General features: G+C 42.5%; 26 protein-coding genes and 1 pseudogene. 23 read left to right on the top strand and 4 right to left on the bottom strand.

What is annotated here, in order from left to right:
• Positions 1-7 precede the first annotated feature (7 nt).
• From dgoD to QFZ72_RS26720, 3 genes are all read left to right on the top strand, one after another.
• Entirely contained in the window at positions 8-1156 is a 1149-nt protein-coding gene (gene dgoD, locus QFZ72_RS26730; protein WP_307439346.1) for a galactonate dehydratase, read from the top strand.
• A 12-nt stretch (positions 1157-1168) separates the two neighbouring features.
• The gene (locus tag QFZ72_RS26725) at positions 1169-2503 is read left to right on the top strand and encodes an MFS transporter (protein ID WP_373464645.1); all 1335 of its coding nucleotides are present in this window, start codon (positions 1169-1171) and stop codon (positions 2501-2503) included.
• A 199-nt stretch (positions 2504-2702) separates the two neighbouring features.
• Positions 2703-2954: an ASCH domain-containing protein gene (locus tag QFZ72_RS26720; protein ID WP_307439342.1), complete on the top strand. Its 252-nt coding sequence runs from the start codon at positions 2703-2705 to the stop codon at positions 2952-2954.
• A gap of 880 nt (positions 2955-3834) precedes the next feature.
• Here QFZ72_RS26720 and QFZ72_RS26715 read toward each other — a convergent pair.
• Genes QFZ72_RS26715 through QFZ72_RS26705 form a run of 3 tightly spaced genes read right to left on the bottom strand, consistent with a single transcriptional unit; the run spans position 3835 to position 7529 of the window.
• Entirely contained in the window at positions 3835-5097 is a 1263-nt protein-coding gene (locus QFZ72_RS26715; protein WP_307439341.1) for a PTS ascorbate transporter subunit IIC, read from the bottom strand.
• Positions 5098-5130: 33 nt separating this feature from the next.
• Complete coding sequence (locus tag QFZ72_RS26710; protein WP_307439337.1) at positions 5131-5400, bottom strand: PTS sugar transporter subunit IIB; 270 nt, start codon at positions 5398-5400, stop codon at positions 5131-5133.
• Between the two features lie 11 nt (positions 5401-5411).
• Positions 5412-7529, bottom strand: a complete 2118-nt coding sequence (locus QFZ72_RS26705) for a BglG family transcription antiterminator (protein WP_307439335.1) — start codon at positions 7527-7529, stop codon at positions 5412-5414.
• A gap of 311 nt (positions 7530-7840) precedes the next feature.
• Here QFZ72_RS26705 and QFZ72_RS26700 point away from each other — a divergent pair, with 311 nt between their 5' ends.
• The 20 genes and pseudogenes from QFZ72_RS26700 (at position 7841) to lepB (ending at position 25218) form a co-directional block, all read left to right on the top strand.
• Positions 7841-8770, top strand: coding sequence for an ABC transporter ATP-binding protein (locus tag QFZ72_RS26700; protein WP_307439333.1), 930 nt, complete (start codon positions 7841-7843; stop codon positions 8768-8770).
• Positions 8767-9855, top strand: coding sequence for an ABC transporter permease (locus QFZ72_RS26695; RefSeq protein WP_307439331.1), 1089 nt, complete (start codon positions 8767-8769; stop codon positions 9853-9855). The genes QFZ72_RS26700 and QFZ72_RS26695 overlap by 4 nt, the downstream gene beginning before the upstream one ends.
• 289 nt (positions 9856-10144) lie before the next feature.
• Positions 10145-11749 (top strand): DcuS/MalK family sensor histidine kinase, encoded by a 1605-nt coding sequence (dcuS, locus tag QFZ72_RS26690; RefSeq protein WP_307439330.1) that lies wholly within the window; start codon positions 10145-10147, stop codon positions 11747-11749.
• Positions 11746-12453 (top strand): response regulator, encoded by a 708-nt coding sequence (locus tag QFZ72_RS26685; protein WP_307439328.1) that lies wholly within the window; start codon positions 11746-11748, stop codon positions 12451-12453. Before dcuS ends, QFZ72_RS26685 begins: the two co-directional genes overlap by 4 nt.
• 136 nt (positions 12454-12589) lie before the next feature.
• Complete coding sequence (locus tag QFZ72_RS26680) at positions 12590-13915, top strand: 2-hydroxycarboxylate transporter family protein (RefSeq protein ID WP_373464725.1); 1326 nt, start codon at positions 12590-12592, stop codon at positions 13913-13915.
• Between the two features lie 26 nt (positions 13916-13941).
• Positions 13942-15144, top strand: a complete 1203-nt coding sequence (locus tag QFZ72_RS26675) for an NAD(P)-dependent malic enzyme (RefSeq protein ID WP_307439324.1) — start codon at positions 13942-13944, stop codon at positions 15142-15144.
• Between the two features lie 108 nt (positions 15145-15252).
• A pseudogene (locus tag QFZ72_RS26670) lies at positions 15253-15405 on the top strand (O-methyltransferase); the annotation flags it as partial.
• 162 nt (positions 15406-15567) lie between these two features.
• Complete coding sequence (locus tag QFZ72_RS26665; RefSeq protein ID WP_223439241.1) at positions 15568-15990, top strand: GNAT family N-acetyltransferase; 423 nt, start codon at positions 15568-15570, stop codon at positions 15988-15990.
• Between the two features lie 12 nt (positions 15991-16002).
• A complete protein-coding gene (locus QFZ72_RS26660) occupies positions 16003-16428 on the top strand; it encodes a DUF1801 domain-containing protein (RefSeq protein ID WP_307439320.1) in 426 nt (141 codons plus the stop codon).
• Between the two features lie 13 nt (positions 16429-16441).
• Positions 16442-16915, top strand: a complete 474-nt coding sequence (locus tag QFZ72_RS26655) for an SRPBCC domain-containing protein (protein WP_307439319.1) — start codon at positions 16442-16444, stop codon at positions 16913-16915.
• 279 nt (positions 16916-17194) lie between these two features.
• Positions 17195-18295, top strand: a complete 1101-nt coding sequence (locus tag QFZ72_RS26650; RefSeq protein WP_307439317.1) for an amidohydrolase/deacetylase family metallohydrolase — start codon at positions 17195-17197, stop codon at positions 18293-18295.
• The gene (locus QFZ72_RS26645) at positions 18273-19379 is read left to right on the top strand and encodes a DgaE family pyridoxal phosphate-dependent ammonia lyase (RefSeq protein ID WP_307439315.1); all 1107 of its coding nucleotides are present in this window, start codon (positions 18273-18275) and stop codon (positions 19377-19379) included. Before QFZ72_RS26650 ends, QFZ72_RS26645 begins: the two co-directional genes overlap by 23 nt.
• A gap of 1 nt (position 19380) precedes the next feature.
• On the top strand, positions 19381-20136 hold the full coding sequence (dagF, locus tag QFZ72_RS26640; protein WP_307439313.1) for a 2-dehydro-3-deoxy-phosphogluconate aldolase: 756 nt from the start codon (positions 19381-19383) through the stop codon (positions 20134-20136).
• On the top strand, positions 20129-21145 hold the full coding sequence (locus QFZ72_RS26635) for a sugar kinase (RefSeq protein WP_307439311.1): 1017 nt from the start codon (positions 20129-20131) through the stop codon (positions 21143-21145). Before dagF ends, QFZ72_RS26635 begins: the two co-directional genes overlap by 8 nt.
• A complete protein-coding gene (locus tag QFZ72_RS26630; RefSeq protein WP_307439309.1) occupies positions 21145-21873 on the top strand; it encodes a GntR family transcriptional regulator in 729 nt (242 codons plus the stop codon). The genes QFZ72_RS26635 and QFZ72_RS26630 overlap by 1 nt, the downstream gene beginning before the upstream one ends.
• 83 nt (positions 21874-21956) lie before the next feature.
• A complete protein-coding gene (locus QFZ72_RS26625; protein WP_307439307.1) occupies positions 21957-23282 on the top strand; it encodes a GntP family permease in 1326 nt (441 codons plus the stop codon).
• 646 nt (positions 23283-23928) lie between these two features.
• Positions 23929-24144, top strand: a complete 216-nt coding sequence (locus tag QFZ72_RS26620; protein WP_307439305.1) for a LamG domain-containing protein — start codon at positions 23929-23931, stop codon at positions 24142-24144.
• A gap of 206 nt (positions 24145-24350) precedes the next feature.
• Complete coding sequence (locus QFZ72_RS26615) at positions 24351-24500, top strand: glycine zipper domain-containing protein (protein ID WP_307439303.1); 150 nt, start codon at positions 24351-24353, stop codon at positions 24498-24500.
• An 11-nt stretch (positions 24501-24511) separates the two neighbouring features.
• Positions 24512-24694: a hypothetical protein gene (locus tag QFZ72_RS26610; protein WP_307439302.1), complete on the top strand. Its 183-nt coding sequence runs from the start codon at positions 24512-24514 to the stop codon at positions 24692-24694.
• Positions 24691-25218 carry a signal peptidase I gene (lepB, locus tag QFZ72_RS26605; protein WP_307439301.1) on the top strand — a complete coding sequence of 176 codons (528 nt, stop codon included), beginning with the start codon at positions 24691-24693 and terminating at the stop codon, positions 25216-25218. Before QFZ72_RS26610 ends, lepB begins: the two co-directional genes overlap by 4 nt.
• 82 nt (positions 25219-25300) lie before the next feature.
• On the opposite strand, the gene QFZ72_RS26600 is transcribed toward lepB, so the two are convergent.
• A complete protein-coding gene (locus QFZ72_RS26600; RefSeq protein ID WP_307439299.1) occupies positions 25301-25822 on the bottom strand; it encodes a DUF2269 domain-containing protein in 522 nt (173 codons plus the stop codon).
• Positions 25823-26003: the final 181 nt, after the last annotated feature.

Below are 26003 nucleotides of genomic sequence, written 5' to 3'. Positions count from 1 at the left end.
AGTATTTATGAAAATTACTAGTTATGAATTATTTCAAGTACCGCCGCGATGGTTGTTTTTAAAAATTGAAACAGATGAAGGAATTATCGGATGGGGCGAACCTGTTATTGAAGGAAGAGCTGAGACGGTAGGAACAGCCGTAAAAGAATTAATGGAGTATTTGATTGGAAAAGATCCGTTAAGAATTGAAGATCATTGGAATTATATGTATCGATCAGGTTTTTATAGAGGCGGCCCTATTTTTATGAGTGCAATTGCTGGAATCGATCAAGCGCTTTGGGATATAAAAGGGAAATATTATAATGCCCCAATCTATCAGCTATTAGGCGGAGCATGCAGGGATTCCATTCGCGTATATTCATGGATAGGCGGGGATCGTCCTGCTGAAGTGGGATCAGCAGCGAAGGCAGCTGTTGAAGCTGGATTTACTGCGATAAAAATGAATGGAACTGAGGAACTGCAGATCATTGATTCCTATGAAAAAATTGATCAGGCAGTCGAACGTATTGCTGCTGTTCGTGAAGCTGCCGGACCTTATGTCGGAATAGGCATTGATTTTCACGGGCGCGTACATAAGCCGATGGCTAAAATATTAGCGAAAGAACTTGAAGCTTACCGCCCAATGTTCATCGAAGAGCCGGTGCTTCCGGAAAATAATGAGGCGTTAAGGGAGATTGCGCGGGCAACCAATATACCGATTGCGACGGGGGAAAGAATGTTTTCAAGATGGGAATATAAGAACCTATTAATGGATGGTTATGTAGATATTATTCAGCCTGATTTATCCCATGCAGGCGGTATTACAGAATGCAAAAAAATAATCTCGATGGCTGAAGCATTTGATGTCGCTGCAGCTCCGCACTGTCCTTTAGGGCCAATTGCATTAGCTTCATGTCTTCAAGTTGATGCTACGTGTCACAATGCGTTTATTCAAGAACAGAGTCTTGGAATTCATTATAATCAGGGCAGCGATTTACTGGATTACATTGTCGATAATCGTGTATTCAAATATGAAAACGGTTACGTGAAAATCCCGGATGGTCCTGGTTTGGGAATTGAAATCAACGAAGATCATGTGAGGAAAATGGCAGAAATCGGTCACAATTGGAGAAATCCAGTCTGGAGACATACTGATGGAAGTATCGCTGAGTGGTAATAATAAATACGGATGAAGCGGGTGAGTAAAGTGAGCAAGAGAATGACAAAAGTGCGGTATGGTGTTGTTTTTATGTTGTTTATCACAGTCATTATAAATTACATGGATCGAAGCAATATTGCAGTAGCTGCCCCTTTTATTTCAAAGGAACTAGAGTTAGATCCTGTGCAGATGGGCCTAATATTTTCGGCATTTGGATGGACCTATTGTGCTCTTCAAATACCTGGCGGATGGATACTGGACAAGCTGGGAAACAGAAAAACCCATGCCATAGGCATAGCTGGATTCTCTATAGCAACTTTACTGCAGGGGTTTGTACACGGTTTCTCGGGATTTATCTTACTTCGCGTTGGACTGGGAGCGTTTGAGGCACCGGCTTTCCCGACAAATAGTAAAGTAGCGGCCAGCTGGTTTCCAGAAAAAGAAAGAGCTAGAGCCGTTGCGATTTATACCTCAGGACAGTTTATAGGATTGGCCTTTTTAACTCCAGCCTTAATTTTTTTACAGCAATGGTTTGGCTGGAGGGGCCTGTTTATCATCACAGGTATTATTGGAATATCTTGGGCGATTCTCTGGTATTTACTTTATCGAGATCCTCAGCATAGTAAAAAGGTTAATAAACAAGAACTCGATTATATTCGTGAAGGCGGGGCAATTTTCGATTCTATTGCAGATGATAAGTCTGTAAAATCTACAGTAGGCATAAAAGACTTTGCAATTGTATTAAAAAGCAGGAAGTTATGGGGTATATACATTGGACAATTTGCAGTGGCATCAACGCTATGGTTTTTCTTAACCTGGTTTCCAACGTACCTTGTTGAATATAGAGGATTAACGTTTGTAAAAACCGGCTTACTAGCTTCATTACCATTTTTAGCAGCATTTGTAGGTGTATTATCTTCTGGATTCTTGTCTGATTTTCTTGTAAAAAAAGGGATTTCTGACAACGTTGCCAGAAAAGTGCCTGTTATTACTGGGTTATTGCTGGCAACCTCTATAATTGGGGCAAACTATGTGGAAAATACAAATCTAGTAATCATGTTTATGTGTATAGCTTTTTTCGGGAACGGTTTCGCTTCGATTACCTGGGTGTTTGTTTCACTGTTGGCACCAAAACGGCTCGTTGGGATAGCTGGAGGGGTGTTTAACTTTATTGGCGGTACAGCATCTATCATTATTCCTATTGTAATTGGTTTTTTAGCAAAAGGAGGAAATTTTGCTCCTGCACTTACTTTTATCGCCTGTGTTACTCTGATAGGAGCTTTATCATACATTTTCTTAGTTGGAAAAGTGGAGCGGATTCAGGTAAAAGAAGAAGAATCTTTAAAAGGTTATGAATCTGCATAACTTAATAAATAGTTATATGGGAATTGTTGTGTATACAGACTAATCCTTAAGGGGTTGGTCTTTTTTATTTGTTCCCCAGTGTGTGTGTGTTATTCAGACTTTTATTTTTATAAACCAAGACCATACCTACTACATATTTGCACTCTCTCTCATGGACAAGATTTAGACAACGAAAACGCATTAAAATGGAGGCAGCAGAGTGAAAGTGTTATCAATGATTCAGCCCTGGGCAAGTCTTTTTGCGCTAGGAGAGGTCAAATATGAAACAAGGTCATGGCGCACTGCCTATCGCGGACAGCTTGCCATTCACACGAGCAAAAAAATTGATAAGACTGCCTGCAGACATGCAGGCATCCAAGCCTTGCTGGGCAAGCATGGATATTCGGAAAAAAAGATCTTCCGGCTGGCAAAATTATTGCGGTTTGCAGGCTTGAAAAGTGTCTTAGGGTGATTGAAAGCAATCAGGAATCTGCGATCTTGGAAGATGGAAGAATGGTAACTGGCAATGTCTATGAGTATCCAAATCTAGGATTGAGCCAGTATAGGGGAATCATACGCTCTCTATGAAGTATCCAAATCCAGGATTAAGCCTGTAAAGAGGAATCATATTCTCTCTATGAGTATCCAAATCCAGAATTGAGCCTGTAAAGAGGAATCATTCGCTCTCTATGAGTATCCAAATCCAGGATTAAGCCTGTAAAGAGGAATCATATTCTCTCTATGAGTATCCAAATCTAGGATTGAGCCAGTATAGGGGAATCATACGCTCTCTATGAGTATCCAAATCCAGGATTAAGCCTGTAAAGAGGAATCATAAGCTCTCTATGAGTATCCAAATCTAGGATTGAGCCAGTATAGGGGAATCATACGCTCTCTATGAGTATCCAAATCCAAGATTAAGTCTGTAAAGAGGAATCATACGCTCTCTATGAGTATCCAAATCCAGAATTGAGCCTGTAAAGAGGAATCATATTCTCTCTATGAGTATCCAAATCTAGGATTGAGCCAGTATAGGGGAATCATACGCTCTCTATGAGTATCCAAATCCAAGATTAAGTCTGTAAAGAGGAATCATACGCTCTCTATGAGTATCCAAAACCTGGATTGTGCCTGCTTAGGGGAATCATACACTCTCATTGAGTATCCAAATCAAGGATTGAGACTGTTCCTCTGCAAACGGAGATTGCAACAACCGCTAAGTGTACGGCAAGGGAAGAGATGTTGATAATGTGGCCTTGTTTTCTTACTCTCATCCTTCTTAATAAGAAAAAAAGCCAAAGTTTCCTCTGGCTTTACTCTTTAATGGATTGGATAAAAGGTATTTTTTTCTTTTACGTAAACAGTTTAATTATGAATGAAATCAATATTCCAACAACCCCAAAGTCCGAATCTCCAAACGTTGTCCCTTCAAATCCTAATGATCCAAGGACAGGCAATAACAGAGCCGGTAAAAACGAGATTAATAGCCCGTTGGCAAATGCTCCAATAATTGCGCCGCGTCTGCCGCCAGTGGCGTTTCCGAATACACCAGCAGCGGCACCTGTGAAGAAATGGGGGATGAGGCCTGGTACAATTATTTTTAAGCCCAGTAAAGGCAAGATAAACATTGATAGGGCCCCAGCTAAAAAGCTTGATAGAAAGCCAATGATTACAGCATTTGGTGCGAAAGGGAAAACGGCAGGTGCATCAAGTGCGGGCTTCGCATCTTTTACAACTTTATCCGCGATTCCTTTAAATGCAGGAACGATTTCAGCAATTAACATCCGGACCCCTGCTAATACAATGTACACCCCAGCAGCGAAAGTGATTGCCTGCATAAATGAGAATACAAGGAAGTTGGTGCCGCTGCTAAGTTCTGCTTCGACAAAGCTTTTTCCTGCAATCGGCGCGACAATCAAGAAGAGGATTGTCATAGTTAAGCTCATTGCCACTGATGTATCGCGTAAAAATCCAAGGGATTTAGGCACTTTGATATCCTCAGTTGATTTCGATTTGTCTCCTACTCGTTTTGCCAGAAAGGCAGAAGTGAAATATCCAATGGATCCAAAATGGCCAAGAGCGATGCTGTCATTGCCTGTAATTTGCCGTACATATGGCTGGAGCAGTGCTGGCATGAGCACCATTAAACTCCCTAATATTAGTGATCCAATAATAATTAACGGAATGCCCGTTATTCCGCCTGTTGCGAATACAGCAGACAGTAAGCAAGCCATAAATAAAGTATGATGTCCAGTTAAGAAAATGTATTTGAACCGAGTGAACCGCGCAATCAGGATGTTAACGAGCATCCCGAAAAGCATGATCATGGCTGTTTCCGTTCCAAGCGTTTCTTGTGCAATCGCTACAATCGCTTCGTTGTTTGGGATAATTCCCTGAATATTGAACGCTTTTTCGAACATGCTGCCAAAAACGTCAAGAGCACCAATTAATATCGTGGCTCCGGCACCGAGAATAACAAATCCCATAATGGTTTTCAGTGTTCCTGAAACCGTATCTGCAAGCCCCTTTTTCTGGAGAACCAGTCCAATAAAAGCAAACAATCCAACAAGAATGGCTGGTGTACCCAGCACATCCTTCATAATAAAATCAATCATTTGAGACCCTCCCCTTTACTTGAGCAGTTCTTTCTATTTAATGTGTTTTTCTAAGACCCCTTTAAGCTCATTTGTGTCTAAAATATTCGTTAACCCTTCGACGGTTCTTGTTCCATCATCAAGTGATTCTACTAAATCCTTTGATCCTAAATACAGGTCAGCCTGCTCAGATTTACTTGTTGTTAAATCTGTATGGGATACTTCTGCTTGAACGCCAAGCTCATTTAAAATCGTTTTTACATTCATTTCAACAATAAAGCTGCTTCCTAATCCATTCCCGCAAACTACTAAAATCTTTTTCATCATTTTTCCTCCTAATTGGTTGAATATTTTTCGATAACGGCTAAAACCTCATCTGTTGTTTCGGCTTGTTCCAGTTTATTGATATTTTCTGGATTTGAGAGCATCATTGAAAATTGAGATAATGCTTTTAAGTGCGTTTCATTGTCGATTGCTGCCAGAACGAATAAAAGGTTTACTCGGTGCTCAGGTTTTTCTGTAAAAGAACAGCCCTCTTTTATTCTGAGAAAACTCATTCCTACTTTGTTTACTCCATCTTCCGGGCGTGCGTGCGGCAAAGCGATTTTTGGAGCAATGACTATATAAGGTCCGAGTTTTTCTACATTGGTGATCATTGCCTCGATATAGCTTTCCTTAATCGACTTATTTGCTAAAAGAGGCTTTGCACCAAGCTTTATCGCTTCCTTCCAGCTGTCAATCCGATCTGCAAACTGAATGGTGTCTTTGGTTAAGATGTCATTTAACATTGGTTTCTTCCTCCCCTCATTATCTGATGATCGATTTGCTATAAAGTATTGGGAGAGTTCTTGCTGCAGTCCTTTTTCATCCGTAATCACACCATGTTTTTTCATTATGGTCATTAATGCTTCAATTTCCCCCGGCAGTGAAGAATTAGGAGAAGCTTCTATTTGTGAAAGCAGATTGGCCTTTTCAGTATGGGTTAAAATGGGATGAACAATGAAAACAGGAACATCTCGTTTCTGAATAGGAGTTGTCGAGATGACATAATCAATCTGTCCGAGCTCGCTTTCATGATATTCTCGTTTTGTCATTACCTTAACCACATCTAATGTTGGAATTAAATCTTCCAGCTGTTTTTGCACAATTCGAGAGGTTCCAATCCCGCTTCCGCATACAACTGCCGCTTTCTTCCGGGCTTTTACTGAAACTCCTTCTTTCTCGATCCAGCCCCCAAAATGCAGGGCTACATAGGCAATTTCATCTTTAGAAACCTTTTTTCCAAGCACATCTTCAAAATGATAAATCACTTTTTCTGTTAACAAGTAAATATCCTGATATTTATCTTTTACAGATGAAGTCAGTGGGTTTTCCAGGTCAATTCCATATTTAATTCGATAGTATGCAGGCCTTAAATGCAAAAATAGGTTTTTCTCCAGAGCCTGTCTTTCTGTAAATACTACGCATGCATACGTTTGAAAGGAATCTACCATCCTGGTGATGATTTTCTTCATGTTTAAAGCATCTTGATCATCAATCGGTTCCCGTTTATATTCGCTGATTTTGGCTCCCAGAAGATAGGTTGTTAGATAATAAACTTCATCTTCCGGAACAGAAATATGGTAAACGTTTTCAATTTTTAAGCAAATGGATGTAGCTGCCTGAAATTCTTTTGTTTGTTTAATAACCTGTTTTTCTACATCATTCATTGTTACAAATTTTGATTGAGCAAAACGTTTAATGAATGAAGCAAGGTGGACACTCATTTGATTGATAATGTCATCAGTAAACCTGACACCTATTACCTGCTCCGCCTCATTTAATAGAGTATGAATCTCATGGATTGTGAGTCTATTAAAGTCTTGTAGAGGAGTTGGTCCGCATGCTGTTAAGCTGTGCTGGACTTCAGCTAAAAGCTGATCTAATCCATGTCCGTCAATCAGCTCTGTGATATATGAAACCAATGCACTTCGTTTGTCTTGCTCAGATCCTGATAGATAGTACCCTTTTTCTTTTTTGAAATGAAGAATTAGGTTGTAGCTGCTTAGCTCTTGTTTTATCTGTTTAATATCCATAAGCATGGTGCTTCGGCTAACAAGAAAACGGTCAAGAAACGTTTTAAGAAAAACAGGTTTTTCCCTTGTAAGAATCATCATCACGGCCCAGGCTTTTCTTTCCCTGGGAGAATCTTCATACACATGAGCTTGCCGGGTTTGTGCGATTTTTTGTTTGATTTGTTCACGTGTCACATCGGATACATAAAAACCGGCAGAGCGGATATAATTTAATGCTTCAAGCCCGTGATTCTTCAGCCAATCATTTATCTTATCGACATCATAATAGACAGTCCGCTTCGAAATGTTCATCTCTTCCATAATCTCTGAAGTCGGCACATAACGGGGAGTTTGCACAATTTTGTTTAATATCCCCACACATCGCTGATCTAATGTCACAGGAATCCTCCTTCCTTAATAGTGAAAAGAGATTTTGTTTTCATTCTATGTGAAGTTTGCAAATATCAAACTTCAATAAGTATTTCTTACTTTCATTATACTGCACTGACACTGGATGATAAGTCCAAATGTTTACTGTGGAAGTTTGCAAAGATTGAACTTTTATTAAGCAACATCTCAGCAGGCTTGCAGATAAAGAGTATGAAGTATTGAAATTGAAACAAAGGGATAAAGGCCTCACGCAAAGAATACATACCAATAGAAACAAATCTGAGGCAGCAGCAAACTGTCTCATTTTGGAGTGTGAAAAAATGAGTGCTCAGGAACAGATTATCAGTGTGAATGGCTTGGTCAAAACATATGGGGATTTTACAGCGGTTAATGGCATCGCTTTTGACGTATTTAAAGGCGAAGTGTTTGGAGTGCTTGGTCCGAATGGTGCGGGGAAGACGACCACTTTGGAGATGCTGGTGGGACTGCGGAAGCCGGATGGCGGTTCGGCTGATATTGGCGGGTTTGATGTGGTGAGGGATTTAAAGAAGGTGAAGGAAGTCATTGGTGTCCAGCTGCAGTCGACAACTCTTTTTGAGCTTTTGACGGTGGAGGAGATCCTCCATTTGTATGCGAGTTTTTACAAGAAGCAGATTCCGATTCATCCGCTGATCGAGGATATGCTGCTCACGGATAAAACGAAGAGCCGGATCAAAAGCCTGTCAGGCGGACAGAAGCAGAGACTTGCAATTGCGCTCGCTCTTGTGCATGATCCGCTGATTATTTTTCTGGATGAGCCGACAACAGGACTTGATCCCCAGGCCAGAAGAACACTGTGGGATATTATTTTTAATCTGAAGGAAAAGGGAGTTACGGTTGTTTTGACTACTCATTACATGGATGAGGCCCATGTTCTTTGCGACAGAATTGCCATTATGGATCAGGGGAATCTTATTGCACTCGATACCCCGGCCGAGCTTGTGCGCAGTCTTCACTCTGAAAATGCGGTGGAATTCCGGTTTGAGGAAGAAGCAGCTGAGATGGATCTCACTCAAATTGAGGGCGTCAAGCAGGTTGGAAAGCAGAAGGATGCAACCATTCTGTATACGGATAATCTTCAGGCAACCTTAACGAGCCTCATTCAAACGGCTGCAGACCTGGGCTTGAAATTGGCAGATTTACAAATTCGAACGGCAACACTTGAGGACGTCTTTATCCATATGACGGGAAGGAGGCTGCGGGAAGCATGAAGGCATATTGGCAATTAACGTTAACCCAGCTGCGTATTTTCCTCCGCAATCGCCAGGTATTATTTTGGACGCTTGCGTTTCCGATTTTTCTTATGATCATGCTCGGGTCGTTTCTCGGGAATGGCAGCAGCATGTCGGTTACGGTTGGAGTCGTCGATCAAGATCAATCAGGTGAATCGAATGCTTTTGTTGCGGCATTAAAGAAAAACAAGGCGATGGAGCTTGAAATGGAGCCGAAGGAGGACAAAGCCTTCAATGAGGTGAAAAAGGGAAATCTGCAAATCTTGATTGTGATTCCAAAAGGGTATAGTGAAGAGCTTGGTCAAGAGTCTCCTTTCAAACTCCCCGTCTATTATGACGAAACAGATACGGCGGTCTCGCAGGTTGGTCTGCAGCTTGTAAACGGAGCGGTTGATCAGATCAGCAAAGAAAAAGCAGATTACAAGCCTGTGGTCGTCACTGAGGCAAAAGGAATAGAAACGCTGAACCTGCAGTATATTGACTTTTTGGTACCCGGAATTGTGGCGATGATGATTATGAGCAACAACATGAACGGGGTAGCCGGGCAAATTGCTGCGTGGAGAGAGCGGGGCATTTTGAGAAGAATGCAGGGAACGACGCTTAAGGCATCCACCTTCATTGCGGCGCAGATAACGGCTCGTCTAATGCTTAATGGCTTGCAGGCACTGCTTGTGCTCATCATTGCCCAGCTGATTTTCGGAGTGGATGTGCGCGGATCCTGGCTGACACTGATCGCATTCGTGATTTTAGGTACTCTTGCCTTTATGGCGACCGGATTTATCATTGCCGGAATTGCAAAAACACCGGAAAGCGCTGCGCCGATCGCAGGATTCCTTTCCTTCCCTATGCTCTTCTTAGGAGGCGTCTTTTTCCCGATTAAAAATATGCCCGACTTTTTGCAGCCGATTGTCTATGTGCTCCCGATTTCCCACTTAAGCCATGCATTAAGGGAAGTCATGAACGTCGGAGCATCCTTTTTGGAACTTGGAACTGAAACCTTAATTTTAGGATGCTGGGTTGTGGGAGCATTTATCGTGGCGAGCTTTACGTTTAAGTGGGAATAAAATTGAGAGCAAGGCTTGAGATTGGGATCTTGCTCTTTTGTTTTTTCCTGCTCTTACATTTAGTCTTTAAGATGAGTATTTAGCAGTTGATTTCATCCTTGAAACTGCATCATTACTTGGTGGTTCCCCCATGTACTATTCATTTGTATCGCCAGTCCAGCCATTCAATTCAGAGTGATGCTCCTCCGCATTAAAAATCCTGCTTTTTTTAAACCAGCCGAGAACAGGTCCGTTGCCATCCAAACTTTTGTATAATAGATAAATAGCGAGGATCACCGAGGTGAATCAAATGAAAAAAGGAAAATGGAGCCTGCAAGTTACAATCACCATTTTTGTCTGTACCGTTGTGGCTTTTTCGCTTTTGGTCACCAATTTGCTGATTAGCGATACGGTAACGCAAAGTGTGGAAGACAGTCAGGCTGAAAAAGCAGGAAATGTGGCGCGCATGATGGCGCATTCTCCCCTTGTAATTGCTGCTTTAAGTGGAAGGGGAAGTAAACAAGAAGTACAAAGATTTGCAAATGAGATTAAATCGTCTACAAATGTTCAATTCGTTGTCATCATGGATATGGAAGGAATAAGGCTGTCTCATCCGGATTCTGAGATGGTAGGGAAGAAGTTTGTAGGCGGAGATGAACGAGCTGTTCTGCAGGGAAAAGAGTATGTAAGCATTTCCGAGGGCACACTGGGCCGTTCTTTGCGCTCCTTTACTCCAATCTTTGATTCCAACGGAAAGGAAGTAGGAGCAGCAGCAGTTGGTATATCCCTTGATAATGTAAACGAAGCCGTCGGAAAAAGCCGGTCCAATCTATACATAGGAACAATCTTTGGCGTGCTGGCAGGAATTGCGGGAGCGGTATTTTTGGCCAGATACATTAAAAAGATCTTATTTGGGCTTGAACCCTTTGCTATTGCAAAGCTCCTTCAAGAGAGAAGTGCCGTCCTGCAATCTGTCCGTGAAGGAGTAATTGCTGTTGACCAGGATGCTAGAATTACGCTTGTCAATAAAGCGGCGGAAAAGCTTGTTCATAAAGCCGGGCTTGGAAGCGAGTATCCGATTGGCAAAGATATTAATGAATACATGCCCACTTCGACTTTGCGCAGAGTGCTAGAGACCGGAGAGGCAGAGCTTGATGAAGTACAGGAATTAAAAGGAATCACGTTGTTAATCAATCGTGTGCCGGTGATTGTGGATCAAAACATAGTGGGGGCCGTAGCTACTTTTCGGGATAAAACGGAAATCAGCAAGCTTGCAGAGCAGCTGACAGGCGTTCGTTTATATGCCGAAGCGCTGCGGGCTCAATCCCATGAATTCATGAATAAGCTGCATGTTATTCTTGGCATGATTCATATGCGACACTATGATGAACTTGCTGCTTATATAAGCGAAATTGTCGGTCACAGCAAAGATGAGATCGGTTTTATCTCGAGAAAAGTAAAGGACCCAGTATTGGCCGGTTTTTTAATTGGAAAGTTAAGCCATGCAAGAGAAGAAGGGGCAGAGCTTTTCTTTACTTCCGACCTGTATGTGCCTGAACCGGAAGATGCAGATATTACACATAATCTTATTACGATTATCGGAAATTTAATTGATAACTCTCTTGCAGCCATTGAAAGAAGTTCCTCTAAGCAAATCAGCATTGATTTTGATTATGGTGATGAAATTCTGACGGTTGAAGTGAAAGATTCTGGTGCAGGAATGAGTGATGTCGTGCAAAGTCGTATTTTCAAAAAAGGATTTTCAACCAAAGGAGAGAATCGTGGAATTGGTCTCTTTTTAGTAAAGGAAAGTCTAGAAAAGCTAAGCGGCGAAATGGAAATATCTTCAGAAGAAGGACGTGGAACAAAAGTAGTCGTTTATATTCCATATAAAAGCAAAGGTGGCATATCATGACCCGGGTAATGATTGTAGAAGATGATCCGATGGTTGCCGAATTCAACAAACGCTATTTGGAGCAGGTAGGCGGTTTTATATTGGCGGCTGTATGTTCAACTGTGGATCAGGCAATGGAGGAATTGGAAAAGAACGAAGTCGAACTCATGCTCCTCGACATTTTTATGCCAGGGAAAAATGGCCTGGATTTATTATCGTATATAAGAGAGAAGAAAAAAGAGATCGATGTTATTGTCATTTCGGCTGCATCCGATATGGAACGAGTCCAAAAAGCATTAAGGCTTGGTGCAGTGGATTATTTAATCAAGCCTTTCGAATATGAGCGATTTAATAATGCGCTGTCTGCCTATCAAGAAAAAGCGGCCTTTATTCAAAAGCAGCATACACTCAATCAAAAAGATTTGGATCAGCAGCTGCTGCGCAAAGAAGAGAAGCATCTTCCAGAGGAACTTCCAAAAGGATTGACACAGGAGACGCTAAAAATCATCTGGAATGCCATTCTCCAATTAAAAACAGGAACCTTTTCCATTGAAGATGTCGTAATCCATGTCGGGATATCCAGGGTTTCTGTCCGAAAGTACCTGAAGTTCTTAATAGACATCGGTGTCCTGGATGTAAAAGTGAGCTATGGAACGATAGGAAGACCGGTATACCAGCATGAATTGAATCATTTTAAAAGGCATGTTATCAGCCAATACTTGTAAGCGGACCGCCATCCGCTTACTTTTTTTAATTTATTTAACGCTTTCATAAGTTTCATAAACTATGATTTTCCTCACAAGCCCACTATCCTAAAGGCAGAAGAGATAGGAGGTCATATCTGTGAAACAAGCTCAAAAATTGCAAACGCTTCCTTTTCCTGAGAGAAAGGAAGAGAAGAAAAGTTTATGGTTTAAGATCAATCAAATAAAGATCGGGGTTATCCCGTTACCTATTTACGTAGTGTTAGCCCTTATCATTTATGCAGCTTCTGTTAATCATCAGCTGCCGCCGGATATGATTGGAGGATTTGCAGTCATTATGGTTATGGGCATACTTCTTGGCGACTTGGGCATGAAAATTCCAATTTTAAAAAGCATCGGAGGGCCAGCTATTCTCTCACTGTTAGTGCCTTCGGTTCTCGTTTTTTATAATGTACTCAATCCTGCTTCAATGGAAGCTGTCACGACGTTAATGAAAACGTCGAACTTCCTATATCTCTATATCTCTATTTTAGTAGCTGGGAGTATTCTTGGAATGACCCGCAGTTTATTAATACAAGGCTTTATGAGGATGTTCATTCCTCTTACACTCGGAACGATTGCTGCGGTTGCAGCAGCGTTATTAACAGGATCTCTGTTTGGATATGATATGAAACATACTTTCTTTTATATTGTTGTTCCGATTATTGGAGGCGGAATCGGAGAGGGAATTTTGCCGCTCTCCCTCGGCTATTCGCAAATTCTCGGAGGATCACCTGAATCCTATGTATCACAAATGATTCCAGCAGCCGTAATCGGAAATATTATCGCCATCGTTTGTGCAGGATTAATGAAAAATTTAGGGGAGCGAAGACCGGAGCTTACGGGGAATGGAGTATTGGTTAAAACAAAGGGCGGAGATCAAATCAAGGAAGAATCGAACTTTTCAAAGACGATTGACTTTCCTCTTATGGGAGCGGGTCTTCTGGTTGCATGCAGTTTCTTTATCTTCGGAGGACTTGCGCATGAATTTCTAGGAATCCCGGGCCCTGTACTGATGATTGTTGCCGCAACCCTGGTTAAATGCTTTCAGCTGCTCCCGGCTAAAATGGAGCAGGGATCATTCCATCTATATAAATTCATTTCGACCAGTTTAACATGGCCTCTTATGGTTGGATTAGGGATTCTTTTCATCCCGCTTGAAGATGTAGTGAAAATTGTAACACCTGGTTATATTGCGGTTTGCGCAAGCGTTGTCATTGCCATGGTAGGAACCGGCTACATCACCGGAAAATTCATGAAGATGTACCCTGTTGACTCAGCGATCGTGACAGGCTGTCACAGCGGCTTAGGCGGAACAGGGGATGTAGCCATCCTTTCTGCTTCCAACCGGATGTCACTAATGCCATTTGCTCAAGTAGCGACAAGACTAGGCGGCGCATCAACGGTTATATTGGCAACGATTTTAATGAAGCTGCTGAGTTAACGATGAAGTAAAGGAGTAATGGATAAATGAATGAATTAAAAATAAGAGAAAAAGCACTGAAGCTCCACCAAGAGCTTACTGGAAAAATTGAAATTACCGGAAAAGTAGAAATCAAATCGGCTTATGATTTAAGTCTTGCTTATACACCCGGAGTGGCAGAGTCATGCAGAGTCATTGCAGAAGACCGGGAAGAAGGCTACAACCTGACAGCTCGAAGCAACATGGTGGCGATCGTGACGGATGGAACGGCTGTATTAGGAATGGGCGACATTGGTCCGGCTGCTGCGATGCCTGTTATGGAAGGAAAGTCTGTGCTGTTTAAGCAGTTTGGCGGAGTTGATGCATTTCCCCTATGCCTCGCTGAAAAAGACCCGGATGAAATCGTGAAGATTGTTAAGGCGCTAGAACCAACCTTTGGCGGAATAAACCTGGAAGATATTGCTGCACCACGCTGCTTTGAAATTGAAGAACGGCTTAAAAAGGAATTGAATATACCGGTCTTTCACGATGATCAGCATGGAACGGCGATTGTAGTATTTGCAGCACTCATAAACGCTTTACGATTGGTGAAAAAGGAGAAACAGGATATCAAGCTTGTTCTCAACGGAGCGGGTTCAGCTGGAATCGCGATAGCCAAGCTGCTTCTTGAAGCTGGTGTAAAGGACATCACGCTTGTCAGCTTGGAAGGGATCCTTTGCCCAGGTGAACAATGGATGAATAACATTCAAGCAAAAATCGCGGAAGTCACCAATTTGGAAAGAAAGCGCGGAACCCTGAACGATGCCATCAAAGACGCAGATGTGTTCATTGGCGTGTCTGGTCCGGCAGCATTAACCGGGAGCATGGTTAAAAAGATGAACAGCGATGCCATCGTACTGGCACTTGCGAACCCTACTCCGGAAATTTACCCGGAAGAAGCTCTTGCAGCAGGAGCCGCAGTCGTAGGAACTGGCCGCTCAGATTTCCCTAACCAGGTAAATAACGTACTCGCATTCCCGGGGATTTTCCGCGGAGCCCTTGATGTCCGGGCTGCGGATATCACAATGGATATGAATCTGGCTGCTGCGTATGCTATAGCTGAACTTGTCTCCGATCCCGAATTGAACCCAAATTACATCATTCCACATGTCTTGGATATGAGGGTCGCATCAAGCGTTGCGAATGCTGTGGGAAGAGCAGCTGTTGCAGCGGGAGCAGCAAAAGCTAAGAAACTTCAGATTGTGAAATGAAAGTAAGCCAGCTCTGGTAATTGCTGGAGATGGCTTTTTTGTTTATGGAATAGGTGGCTGATTCCCCGTTAATAAAGCTGGGATCAGGCACCTTTACTTCGGTTCTTAGAAGAAGCGGGGCTGCCTGAGATTGATGTGGCACCTAATCAAGGCAAGCACCTTTACTTGCTGGCGAAGCTGATTGGTGCGAAAAAGATTCTTGAAATAGGAACGCTTGGCGGCTACAGCAGTATTTGGCAGGCACGGGTTTTGCCGGAAGACGATGACGGATTTGTTCTTGGTGTTGTAAAATGAATGAGGCGGAGCTGCTGAACATCTGCAGCTTTTTTGATTGTTTCGCTGAAAAAAAGCGTAAAGAAAAAGGAACTGGCATCTTTAAAAAGAATTATTAAGTAACATAAAAATTAGACAGGGAGACAGCATATGAAATACTGCATTATAAAAGAAGATAATCCGTACAGCAAAAATATCGTCAATCAGAAGCTCTATGAGTACAATTCCTTGCACTTTCCGGAGGATTTAAACGGCAGATATGAAGAAATCAATTTGTACCTCAAAGATGAAAACGGCATGGTCCGCGGAGGCATTTTAGGAGAAATCTGCTGGAACTGGCTTGAGATCCATACCCTTATGATCGATGAGGACCTGCGCCATTCGGGGCATGGATCAAAGCTTCTGGCAGAAGCGGAGAACCTTGCCGCGCTCAAAAAATGCGACTTTGTTAAAGTAGACACCCTCAGCTTTCAGGCAGTTGATTTTTACAAAAAGCATGGGTACGAGGTATATGGCACTCTTGATGGAGTTGGGAGAGACTTTAAGCATCACTACTTGAAAAAAGACCTGTAAAGGAGCAATTCTTTGGCGTACGAATTGAAAACGAAGCAGACTGACAACAGTGTGATTGAATTTATTGAAGCCGTTGATTCACCGAAGAAGCGGGAGGATGCTTACCAGCTGCTTGATATTTTTACAGAAACGGCCGGCTATGAAGCTAAGATGTGGGGGCCAAGCATTATTGGATTCGGTTCTTATCATTATAAATATGCGTCAGGTCATGAAGGGGATGCTCCGCTTGTCGGCTTTTCACCCCGGAAGGCAAAAATCAGTTTATACTTTGCGCCTGGTGAAACGAAGCGGGAAGAGCTTTTAAAGGAGTTTGGAAAGCATACGAACGGGAAGGCATGCGTCTACATAAACAAAGTGGCTGATATTGATGTTGAGGTGCTTAAGAAGCTGATTCAGGAGTCAATTACGTTTTTGCAGAAAACGTATCCGGCTGAATAAAAGGAGGTTCTTTATGGCAGATTCTATGTTTGTAAATGAAGAGATCCTTATCGACGCCAGCACAGAAACAATTTGGAGGGTGCTGACAGAAACAAAATATGTAGCACAATGGGATGAACTCCCTGAGGGTTATCCTGAAGGAGCCATGAGGAAGGGAAGCAAGGTGGTCTGGGAGCTTCCTGACGGAGGGCAATCTATCACCACGATCATAAATGCAGAGCCTCAAAAGGAGTTAAAGATTTCACTTTTCGTCTCAAAGTGGGAAGAAAAGGTAAAAGAAGGGGATATAGCTTATCTATATCAGCTTGAGGAGCGGGGCAGGAGCACTCGGCTAAAAATCAGGATCGGTGATTTTTCTTTGATTAAAAACGGCCGGAACTATCATGAGGCTTCTGTTGAATTTGCAGGTAAAGCTAAAACGGTGATTAAGGAATTGGCAGAGAGCCAATCAGAGAGGCCCAATATAAGGTTCTCTCCAAATGAATAAAAGAAATAAAGGTGTGAATGAAAAGTAGTACTTCATCCATTCACTATTTTAAAAAATTTGAGGAAAGCGGACAAAGAGTCCCTTTCCTTTTTTTTGTTTACAAAGAAATTTAAGAGAGTCATTTTCTAATAAACATTATAACGTTATATATTTTTATTTTAAACATTATAACGTTATATTTACTTTATTGGTTTTCTATGATATCCTTCAGGTGTGAAAAGAAATACTAGTTATAAATGTAAGCGCGTTCCGAAAGGATCATGGAAAAGGGTGACAGGTATGAGGGAACGGTTTGTATTGCGTAATGTAAAGCTTGTGAATGAAGAGGAAATGGATATTGTGGTTGAAGACGGTAAAATTGCCGAGCTGACAAAGGCTGGGAGCGGATGTGGAGAGGAAGTATTCGATTACTCAGGTGTCTATGTTTCAAGCGGCTGGATTGATTTACATGTCCATGCCTTTCCTGAATTTGATCCGTACGGCGATGAAATCGATGAAATAGGAGTAAAACAAGGTGTTACCACCATCGTAGATGCGGGAAGCTGCGGGGCGGACCGGATTGCGGATCTTGCTGCGAGCAGGGCACGGGCCAAAACGAATTTGTTTGCTTTTTTAAACATTTCCCGGATTGGTTTAAAACGAGTGGATGAATTATCTAAGTTAGAATGGATCGATACAGAGAAAGCTGTACAGGCGGTACAAGAGCATAAAGATTTCATTGTTGGATTAAAGGCGCGAATTAGTAAAAGTGTCGTTCGTGACAGCGGCATTGATCCTTTGCGTATTGCCCGGGCCCTTTCAAGGGAAACATCTCTGCCCTTAATGGTGCACATCGGCTCCGGACCGCCAAACATTGAAGAGGTCATTCCGCTCTTGGAAAAAAGAGATGTGATTACTCATTATCTCAACGGGAAAGAAAATAACCTTTTTGATGATAAAAATAAACCGCTTCAAGTGTTTACGGATGCGATTAATCGCGGCGTGCATTTGGATGTCGGTCACGGAACGGCAAGTTTTTCATTTAAGGCTGCGGAAGCAGCAAAGGCTAATCTCATAGGTTTAAATACAATCAGCACAGATATCTACCGCGGGAACCGAGAAAACGGTCCCGTCTATAGCATGGCAAATGTTTTAACGAAATTCCTTTATTTAGGATACGCACTTGAAGAGGTGATCGCAGCTGTCACAACCCATGCTGCAGGCTGGCTTGAAAAACCGGAACTTGGACGAATCAAGGTTGGTGACTCTGCGAACTTAACCCTATTTACCGTTCAAAGCAATCCAATTACTCTCATCGATTCCGAAGGGGATGAACGGGTAGCGGAAAAAAGGATTGAAACAAAAGGAGTGGTAGCAAATGGCGAATTCATTAAATGCTAAATATGGACTGAAGCGAGTGATTAATGCAAGCGGCCGAATGAGTATCCTGGGAGTATCAGCTCCGGCGGATACCGTGATGGATGCGATGAAACAAGGCGGTCAAAGGTATGTAGAGATCGCAGATTTAGTGGATAAAGCCGGTGATTATGCAGCGGATATCCTTGGTTCAGAGGCAGCCGTTATCGTAAACTCTGCATCAAGCGGGATTGCGCTTTCGGTTGCGGCGCTGGTAACAAAAGGGAATCGCCGGAAGAGCGAGCGCCTTCATCAAGAACTCATTCCTCAAAATGAAATCATCATGCTGAAGGGCCACAATGTCCAATACGGAGCACCGGTTGAAACGATGATCTATTTAGGCGGAGGAAAGCTCGTTGAAGTTGGCTATGCCAATGAAGGGAAGGCAGAACATGTTGAAGAGGCCATTTCAGAAAACACAGCAGCCATTCTTTATGTCAAATCGCATCATGCTGTTCAAAAAAACATGATTTCTGTTGAGGAAGCATGGGAGGTTGCCAAGCAAAACGGCGTACCGCTTATTGTGGATGCTGCTGCGGAAGAAGATCTTCAGAAATATGTGAAATACTCGGATCTTGCGATTTACAGCGGTTCAAAGGCGATTGAAGGACCGACTTCCGGAATCGTTGGCGGGAAGAGAACCTACATTGAATGGCTGAAAGTGCAGCTTCATTGTATTGGAAGAAGCATGAAAGTCGGCAAAGAAACGACGTTTGGCCTCCTTCAGGCACTTGATGAGTACGGCGTAAAGGAAGATAAAAGCGAACAAGAAAAAGATGCCTTGCAAGTGTTAATGCCGTTGAAGGAGATTCAAGGAGTCAATGTAACGATTGTACAGGATGAAGCGGGCCGGGCCATTTTCCGAGCACGCATTCAAATAGATCCAGAGAAGTTAAATACTACTGCAAAAGATGTCGCAGCGGGACTGCGTGAAGGGGACATTGCCATCTACACACGTGATTATGGTGTGAGACAAGGCTATTTCGATATCGATCCGCGTCCGCTGCAAGGCGATGATATCCATGTCATTGAAGCAAAAATACGCGAATTAGCAGAAGGGGGAAAATAAAATGTCAACTATAACAAAACGGTTTTACAAAGATCGTGTTGCATTAAATGTTCTGGCCAGCAGCATAGAAAATGCAAAAGAAGTATTTGAAGCGGCAGAAGGGCATGTTTTAGTCGGTGTTCTTTCAAAAGATTATCCAACAGCTGAAGAAGCGGTTGAGGCGATGAAAGAATACGGAAAAGCAATTGAGGAGGCCGTATCGATTGGACTGGGTGCAGGTGACAATCGCCAGGCTGCTGTAGTGGCGGAGATTGCGAAACACTACCCTGGCAGTCATATTAACCAAGTTTTCCCTTCTGTAGGAGCAACACGTGCCAACCTTGGGGAGAAAGACAGCTGGATCAACAGCCTGGTATCTCCGACAGGACGCCCAGGTTATGTGAATATCTCAACAGGACCAGTTAGCGCTGCACAGGACGAGCATGCGATTGTGCCGGTAAAAACGGCTATTGCCCTTGTGCGCGATATGGGAGGCAATGCATTGAAATACTTCCCAATGCAAGGATTAAGCCGTGAAGACGAGTTCCGTGCTGTTGCAGAAGCATGCGGCGAAGAAGGATTTGCGCTTGAGCCGACTGGCGGAATCGACAAAGAGAATTTTGAAGCCATCTTGCGCATTGCCCTGGAAGCGAACGTACCGCAAGTTATTCCTCATGTGTATTCATCGATCATTGATAAAGAAACCGGAAAAACAAATGTCAGCGATGTGCGGGAATTACTTGAAACGATGAAGAACTTGGCTGATCAAAATGGCTAAAAAAATTGCGGCTTTTGGTGAGATCATGATGCGCTTGCAAGTACCGGGATATGAACTCTTGTCACAAGCCGGCACATTAAACTATTCCTTCTCAGGGACAGGCGTGAATGTCGCATCAGCGCTTGCACGTTTTGGGCATACTGGGTATCTTGTATCCGCATTGCCGGATAATACAATTGGTGAAGCTGCCCTTTCGTACCTTCGAAAACTGGGAGTTGCTCAATCATTCATTGTCCGGGATGGGAAATATGTTGGCATGTACTTTTTAGAAAATGGATTCGGAGCGCGGCCGAGCCGCGTAACCTATTCAAATCGTCAGGAAAGCAGCTTCAATACAGCCCCTGAAGGAACGTATGAGTTTGAGGAGATAGCCAGAAAAATCGATATTGTTCATTTTTGCGGTATAACACTTGCGATGAATGATTTGGTCCGCCTTCATATGAAAACGTTCGCAGCAGCGGTCAAAGAAAATGGCGGCACAGTTGTCTTCGATTGCAACTACCGCCCGTCTCTTTGGGGGAATGACGGGTATGAAAAAGCGAAGCCGGAATATGAAGAAATGCTGCATCTGTCAGATCTTGTCATGATGAATGAAAAAGATGCGATGTTGGTTCTTGGTATGGAAACAGAGAAGGAAGAACGGACTGAACAGCTTATGGATCTGATTCCAGCGGTTGCAAAAAAGTACAATATCTCCGTCATAGCGGGTACGCATCGTTCAATCAATGGCGACAATACTCATTCCTTGCAGGGCTTTATGTTTAAGAATCAAGCATTCACCTTTTCAAAAGAACTCACGTTTTCCGTCTATGATAGAATAGGTGCTGGAGATGCCTATACGAGCGGTATCGTACATGGTGAGGCAGAAGGGTTTTCACCGGAAAAAACGGTCGCGTTTGCGGCAGCAGCAGCAATGCTTGCGCATACGGTTGCCGGCGATACCCCGATGTCACCTGAGAGTGATATCCTCCGCGCGATGACGGAATCAGTGGGCGATGTAGAAAGGTAGTGGATGTAACAGTGAACGTATCTCGAAAAAAAGGACCCTTATATTTACAAATAAAGAAAATCTTAAAAGATCGGATTTTGCATGGTGTGTATCCTCTTGAAGCAAATATCCCTTCAGAACCGCAATTGGAAAATGAATTCGCGGTCAGCAAAATTACTGTCCGCAATGCGATAAATGAGCTTGTTCTAGAAGGATATCTTGAAAAGAAGAGCGGCAAAGGCACGAAGGTTATCCGAAATACTTCTGCGTCAAAGCTTTCCAAAGGGAAACGTTTTACGGAGGTATTAGTAGAAGAAGGGCATAAAATTCAAAAACAATTGCTTCAAGCTGAAATTATAAGCAATCAAGAGGGATCAGAACCATATCGATTATTCGGGGAGCATTGTTTTAGAATCGAACGGCTTTATCGTCTTGATGGGGTACCCTATATTCATTTCACGCATTATTTAGATAAAAGGTGTATAAAAGGGACTGATCCATCAGATTTAAGCGTGCAATCCTTATATGATTTGATTGAAGAACAAGATATTTCTTTAGAAAAGTTTCGGGATGGGTTTGCTGTTGCCATTGCACCTTCGTCTGTGGCGGAAATATTGCGTGTGAAAGAGAAAACATCTTTATTAAAGAGGTCGCGTTATTCCTATGATGAAATGGGCGATGTGATCGAATACAGTGAAGGTTACTATAACACGGACATGCAGCATTATATAGTTAATTTTGATAGATAGGAAACGCGGGAAAAAAGGGATGCAGCACCTTTTCCTGACGGGCTTTTGAAAGCGTTTTCTGTATAGGGGAGGGGGAATTTAATATGGAAATGTATCTATTAATGGTTACTTTTTTATCTATTGTGATTGTTATTTTAGGAGTAGCATGGTGGAAATGGCATGCGTTTATTAGTTTAACGGTTGCAAGCTTGTTCTTGGCCATTATGTCTGGATTATCAATGGATAAAATCATTGGAGCTTATGAAACTGGTGTTGGAAGCGTTTTAGGTCACCTAGTTGGGATTTTGGCGCTAGGCACAATTCTAGGAAAGCTGATGTCAGATTCAGGTGCCGGAATGCAAGTAGCAGATTTTTTCATTCGGTTCTTTGGTGTAAAGAGATTGCCGTGGGCAATGCTTTTCTCAGGCTTTATTATTGGAATCCCGGTATTTTTTGAAGTGGGAATTGTGATCTTATTGCCTCTGGTCATTTCAATTTATAAAACTACGAAACAAAACATTTTATTAATCGCACTGCCTGTTATTGCAGGATTATCCATTGTACATGGTCTTGTTCCGCCGCATCCGGGGGCAATGACCGCAATCGGCATCTATGATGCGGATATGGGAAAAGTCCTGATTTATTCTCTTGTTATAGCGCTGCCTGCAGCCATCATTGCAGGACCATTATTTGCGAAATGGGTGCACAAACGCGTGATTCCTGAAGGAGAGCCGGAGCTGATCCGTATTAATACGGCATCAAAAAAATTACCGGGTACAGGAATTTCATTCGTTATCATCTTATTACCTGTAATCTTAATGATTCTGTCGGTTGTTGCGCCTTATATGGCACTGCCTGATGGCGCCGTGAAATTCTGCCTATTCATCGGCAGTCCAGTAATGGCCCTTCTAATTGCTTGTTTTGCAGCCTACTACTTCCTTGGATTTCGCCAAGGTTTCGATAAAAACTTATTGAAGAAGTTAACGGACGAATGCCTGCTTCCGGTTGGTTCAATCATTCTGATCATCGGTGCAGGAGGCGGGTTTAAGCAAATTCTTATTGATAGCGGTGTAGGCACTTCAATTGCTCAAATGTCTGAGCAGGCATCCTTATCTCCCATTGTTTTAGCATTTATGGTAGCAGGATTAATTCGAATTGCGACAGGTTCTGCAACGGTTGCATTAACAACCGCTGCCGGCATCGTTTCACCAATTATTGAGCACATGTCCGGTGTGAACTTGGAATTATTGGTCATTGCGACTGGAGCAGGTTCGCTTATGTTCTCCCATGTAAACGATGCCGGTTTCTGGCTGGTAAAAGAATACCTGGGGTTAACTGTAAAAGAAACCTTTAAAACATGGACTGTATTAGAAACATTGCTGTCATTTATCGCTTTTGGAACGGTATTGCTGTTTGATCTGTTCGTATAAAACCAATGCTCCCTCTGCATGCCTGCAGAGGGAGTTTTTATTTAAAAGGAATATTTTTTAAGAAGGTATGAGAGCAAAAGTATAAAGTACAATCAAATCCTGAAGAAACAAGTAAGCATGGTCTATATGATGATCGTGCTCTTATTGTTGTTATTTATCAGTTTTCAATAGAGAGATTCTTCTAAATCTGTGTTTTATCCGCATATAGCAAAATAGCAATCTGACTGATTGAAGGTAATAGAATCAAAAAATACGCATTCAGTTGAAAGGGTTAATAATCTTTGAATGTTAATCATGTTAGGATTTATTTACATAAAATTAATAAAAATTGCTTATTGAATTAATATAGTATTCTTAAAATGCAATTAAACACACATAAATAAAACTAAAACAATATTTTTTGTGTGTTTTTATATGGTATAAAAGGAGGGTATCATTTTGGCATACAGGAAGCCTTGCAGGTGATCAAACCGTCCTCTCAAATAAAAACTGAGCAGCGGCGGAAATCAAGGATGGTATATTGGACCAGCCGTTACAAACAGCATGACACTTAATGTAAGTGACGGCATAAACAGATCTGATATTCGGGCAACTTCGGTTGGAAACGAGTGGCATTTGTTCACAATCACTGCAGACAGGACGAATCATGCTGGAAAAGTGTATGTTGACGGTGTCCGAAAAAGCTGCTCTGGATCTCTCTAAGCTAGGGGAAAACAGCTTAGATACCGCCTTTAATATCATAATTGGCGCAGACGGCAATAAAGGGTATGGCGGAGCGACTGTAACGATCGATGATCTTAAAATATGGAAAAGATCACTTTCGAACACTGAAGTTAGGGCACTTTCAGATTCATATAAATAAATTATTAGAAAACTGGAGAGGCGGCCCTTATATGAGGTGCCGCCTTCTTTCATTCATGCCCTCCATAGATGGTCTGAGGGCAGCCGCCGCATGTTTCATAAGGGACATCGCTCCTTATTTATGGCATGATAAAAATAGCTTCAATAACATTTTGAAACTTTCCGCTGTGATCTTTCGTAAATAGTAATATAAAGGAGCGGATGAAAATGAGTCCTGAAAAAAAGAACCGAACAGGTTTGGCCATTGGGATCGCACTTGGAGCCGGAATTGGCATTGCCCTTGATAACCTTGCTATGGGAATTGCAATCGGGATTGTTTTTGGAATAGCATTCGGATCTTCAAAAAATAAATCGTAAGGCGGGATCGCATGAAAAATTGGACGGTTGTGTTTCTTTGTCTCTTTTCAGCCTCTATTGCAGGAGGTATGGCGCTGAATTCCATCATTGATTACGCCATGCTTGCAGGTACGGGGCTTGGGATTTTCTTTTTGCTGACGGCTTCTTTTTTTCAGGGCGGAAAAATGCAAGCTGAAATGGAGGGGAAGCAATGAAGGAAAACATGAAAAAGGAAATTTGGAGCTGGACGAAATCGCTCCTGCTTGCCGTCGTTCTTGCTTTTATTTGCAGGGAATTCCTTTTCGCGCCGGTCTTGGTGGAAGGAAAGTCCATGCAGCCGACGTTTGAAGATCAAAACCGGCTGATTATCTCCAAAACGAGCGAAATCGGGCGTTTTGACAAGGTAGTCTTTCACTCGCCGGAGCCAGGAAAAGATTACATCAAGCGTGTCATCGGACTTCCAGGTGATACGGTAGAAATGAATCAGGATACTTTATACATTAACGGAAAGAAATACGATGAACCTTATCTGGCTGCATCCAAGCAGAAACTCCCTGAGGGTGAACTGCTGACTGAAGACTTTCAGGAAATCGTTCCTGAAGACGCCTACTTTGTCATGGGAGATAACCGGAGACAAAGCAGGGACAGCCGTGAGATAGGCGCGGTTTCTGCGAAGGAAATGATTGGTGAAGTAAAGCTGCGGTTTTTCCCATTAAATAAAGCAGGCATACCTGAATAAGTGTTAACTTGCACCGCTATGGTGATAACTTGTCTGCAGGGTGTAGGCGGCGAGGGTCAACTGATTGATGAAGGTGCTGTCTTTAATTGATGACAGCATCTTTTTTATGATGCTTTTTCTTTTTCCACGGCTTCCAGACTGAAATGATCATGATAAAAATGGTAATGGCAATCTGAAGAATGACGGCGTACTGTCTGATGGAATGATTCTGAATGAAACCGGCATTGCTTAAAGCTGCGCTGCCTTTAGCCTCAAGAAGAACCATGTTTGTCATCATCAGTTTGTCGATGATAAAAATTCCAATGAGAGTCTGCAGGATGAAAAGAACCCATTTCACTGTAAGCCAGCGGTGCCTGAAAAATCCCCAATTTGTAAAAAAACCATAAATAAATGCAAGAAGCATCGTTCCAATGGCACCGGTCCGAACAATCAAATCGCTGATTTCAACAAGGTGCTTGTACGTTGAAAGCGTATCTGTATAAACGGCCAGTGACATGCCATAATTCAGCGCTAATGAGCTCATGATTCCGCCAAAGAATAGGGAGATGAGCAGAATGTGAGCAATTTTGAGCCATTTCAATCCGGCGGGTCCAGCTTTTTTCATAAAGATCCTCCTTTCACTATTTTTATGAAGCCTATTCAGTCTATCAATCGAAAAGAAAGGCTGGGATGGCCCGCAGATGCATTTGCAGATAGGGCGGAGGGCTGATTTTATAAAAGGATACATGCATCAGAGAGGATTTCAGTTTTGTGCTTTTATATGATATCTCAGTCCATTTCAATAT

Source organism: Bacillus sp. V2I10 (genome assembly GCF_030817055.1).
Taxonomy (GTDB): domain Bacteria; phylum Bacillota; class Bacilli; order Bacillales; family Bacillaceae; genus Bacillus_P.
This window is presented reverse-complemented; position numbering and strand designations above follow the sequence as displayed.

Coding starts and splice junctions, on each gene's coding strand:
- QFZ72_RS26625 (WP_307439307.1), top strand. CDS start 21,957: ATGGAAATGTATCTATTAATGGTTACTTTTTTATCTATTGTGATTGTT.
- QFZ72_RS26665 (WP_223439241.1), top strand. CDS start 15,568: ATGAAATACTGCATTATAAAAGAAGATAATCCGTACAGCAAAAATATC.
- dcuS (WP_307439330.1), top strand. CDS start 10,145: ATGAAAAAAGGAAAATGGAGCCTGCAAGTTACAATCACCATTTTTGTC.
- QFZ72_RS26715 (WP_307439341.1), bottom strand. CDS start 5,097: ATGATTGATTTTATTATGAAGGATGTGCTGGGTACACCAGCCATTCTT.
- QFZ72_RS26695 (WP_307439331.1), top strand. CDS start 8,767: ATGAAGGCATATTGGCAATTAACGTTAACCCAGCTGCGTATTTTCCTC.
- QFZ72_RS26700 (WP_307439333.1), top strand. CDS start 7,841: ATGAGTGCTCAGGAACAGATTATCAGTGTGAATGGCTTGGTCAAAACA.
- QFZ72_RS26620 (WP_307439305.1), top strand. CDS start 23,929: ATGCTGGAAAAGTGTATGTTGACGGTGTCCGAAAAAGCTGCTCTGGAT.
- QFZ72_RS26675 (WP_307439324.1), top strand. CDS start 13,942: ATGAATGAATTAAAAATAAGAGAAAAAGCACTGAAGCTCCACCAAGAG.
- QFZ72_RS26685 (WP_307439328.1), top strand. CDS start 11,746: ATGACCCGGGTAATGATTGTAGAAGATGATCCGATGGTTGCCGAATTC.
- QFZ72_RS26635 (WP_307439311.1), top strand. CDS start 20,129: ATGGCTAAAAAAATTGCGGCTTTTGGTGAGATCATGATGCGCTTGCAA.
- QFZ72_RS26655 (WP_307439319.1), top strand. CDS start 16,442: ATGGCAGATTCTATGTTTGTAAATGAAGAGATCCTTATCGACGCCAGC.
- QFZ72_RS26615 (WP_307439303.1), top strand. CDS start 24,351: ATGAGTCCTGAAAAAAAGAACCGAACAGGTTTGGCCATTGGGATCGCA.
- lepB (WP_307439301.1), top strand. CDS start 24,691: ATGAAGGAAAACATGAAAAAGGAAATTTGGAGCTGGACGAAATCGCTC.
- QFZ72_RS26645 (WP_307439315.1), top strand. CDS start 18,273: ATGGCGAATTCATTAAATGCTAAATATGGACTGAAGCGAGTGATTAAT.
- QFZ72_RS26725 (WP_373464645.1), top strand. CDS start 1,169: ATGAAGCGGGTGAGTAAAGTGAGCAAGAGAATGACAAAAGTGCGGTAT.
- QFZ72_RS26710 (WP_307439337.1), bottom strand. CDS start 5,400: ATGAAAAAGATTTTAGTAGTTTGCGGGAATGGATTAGGAAGCAGCTTT.
- dgoD (WP_307439346.1), top strand. CDS start 8: ATGAAAATTACTAGTTATGAATTATTTCAAGTACCGCCGCGATGGTTG.
- QFZ72_RS26650 (WP_307439317.1), top strand. CDS start 17,195: ATGAGGGAACGGTTTGTATTGCGTAATGTAAAGCTTGTGAATGAAGAG.
- QFZ72_RS26610 (WP_307439302.1), top strand. CDS start 24,512: ATGAAAAATTGGACGGTTGTGTTTCTTTGTCTCTTTTCAGCCTCTATT.
- QFZ72_RS26600 (WP_307439299.1), bottom strand. CDS start 25,822: ATGAAAAAAGCTGGACCCGCCGGATTGAAATGGCTCAAAATTGCTCAC.
- dagF (WP_307439313.1), top strand. CDS start 19,381: ATGTCAACTATAACAAAACGGTTTTACAAAGATCGTGTTGCATTAAAT.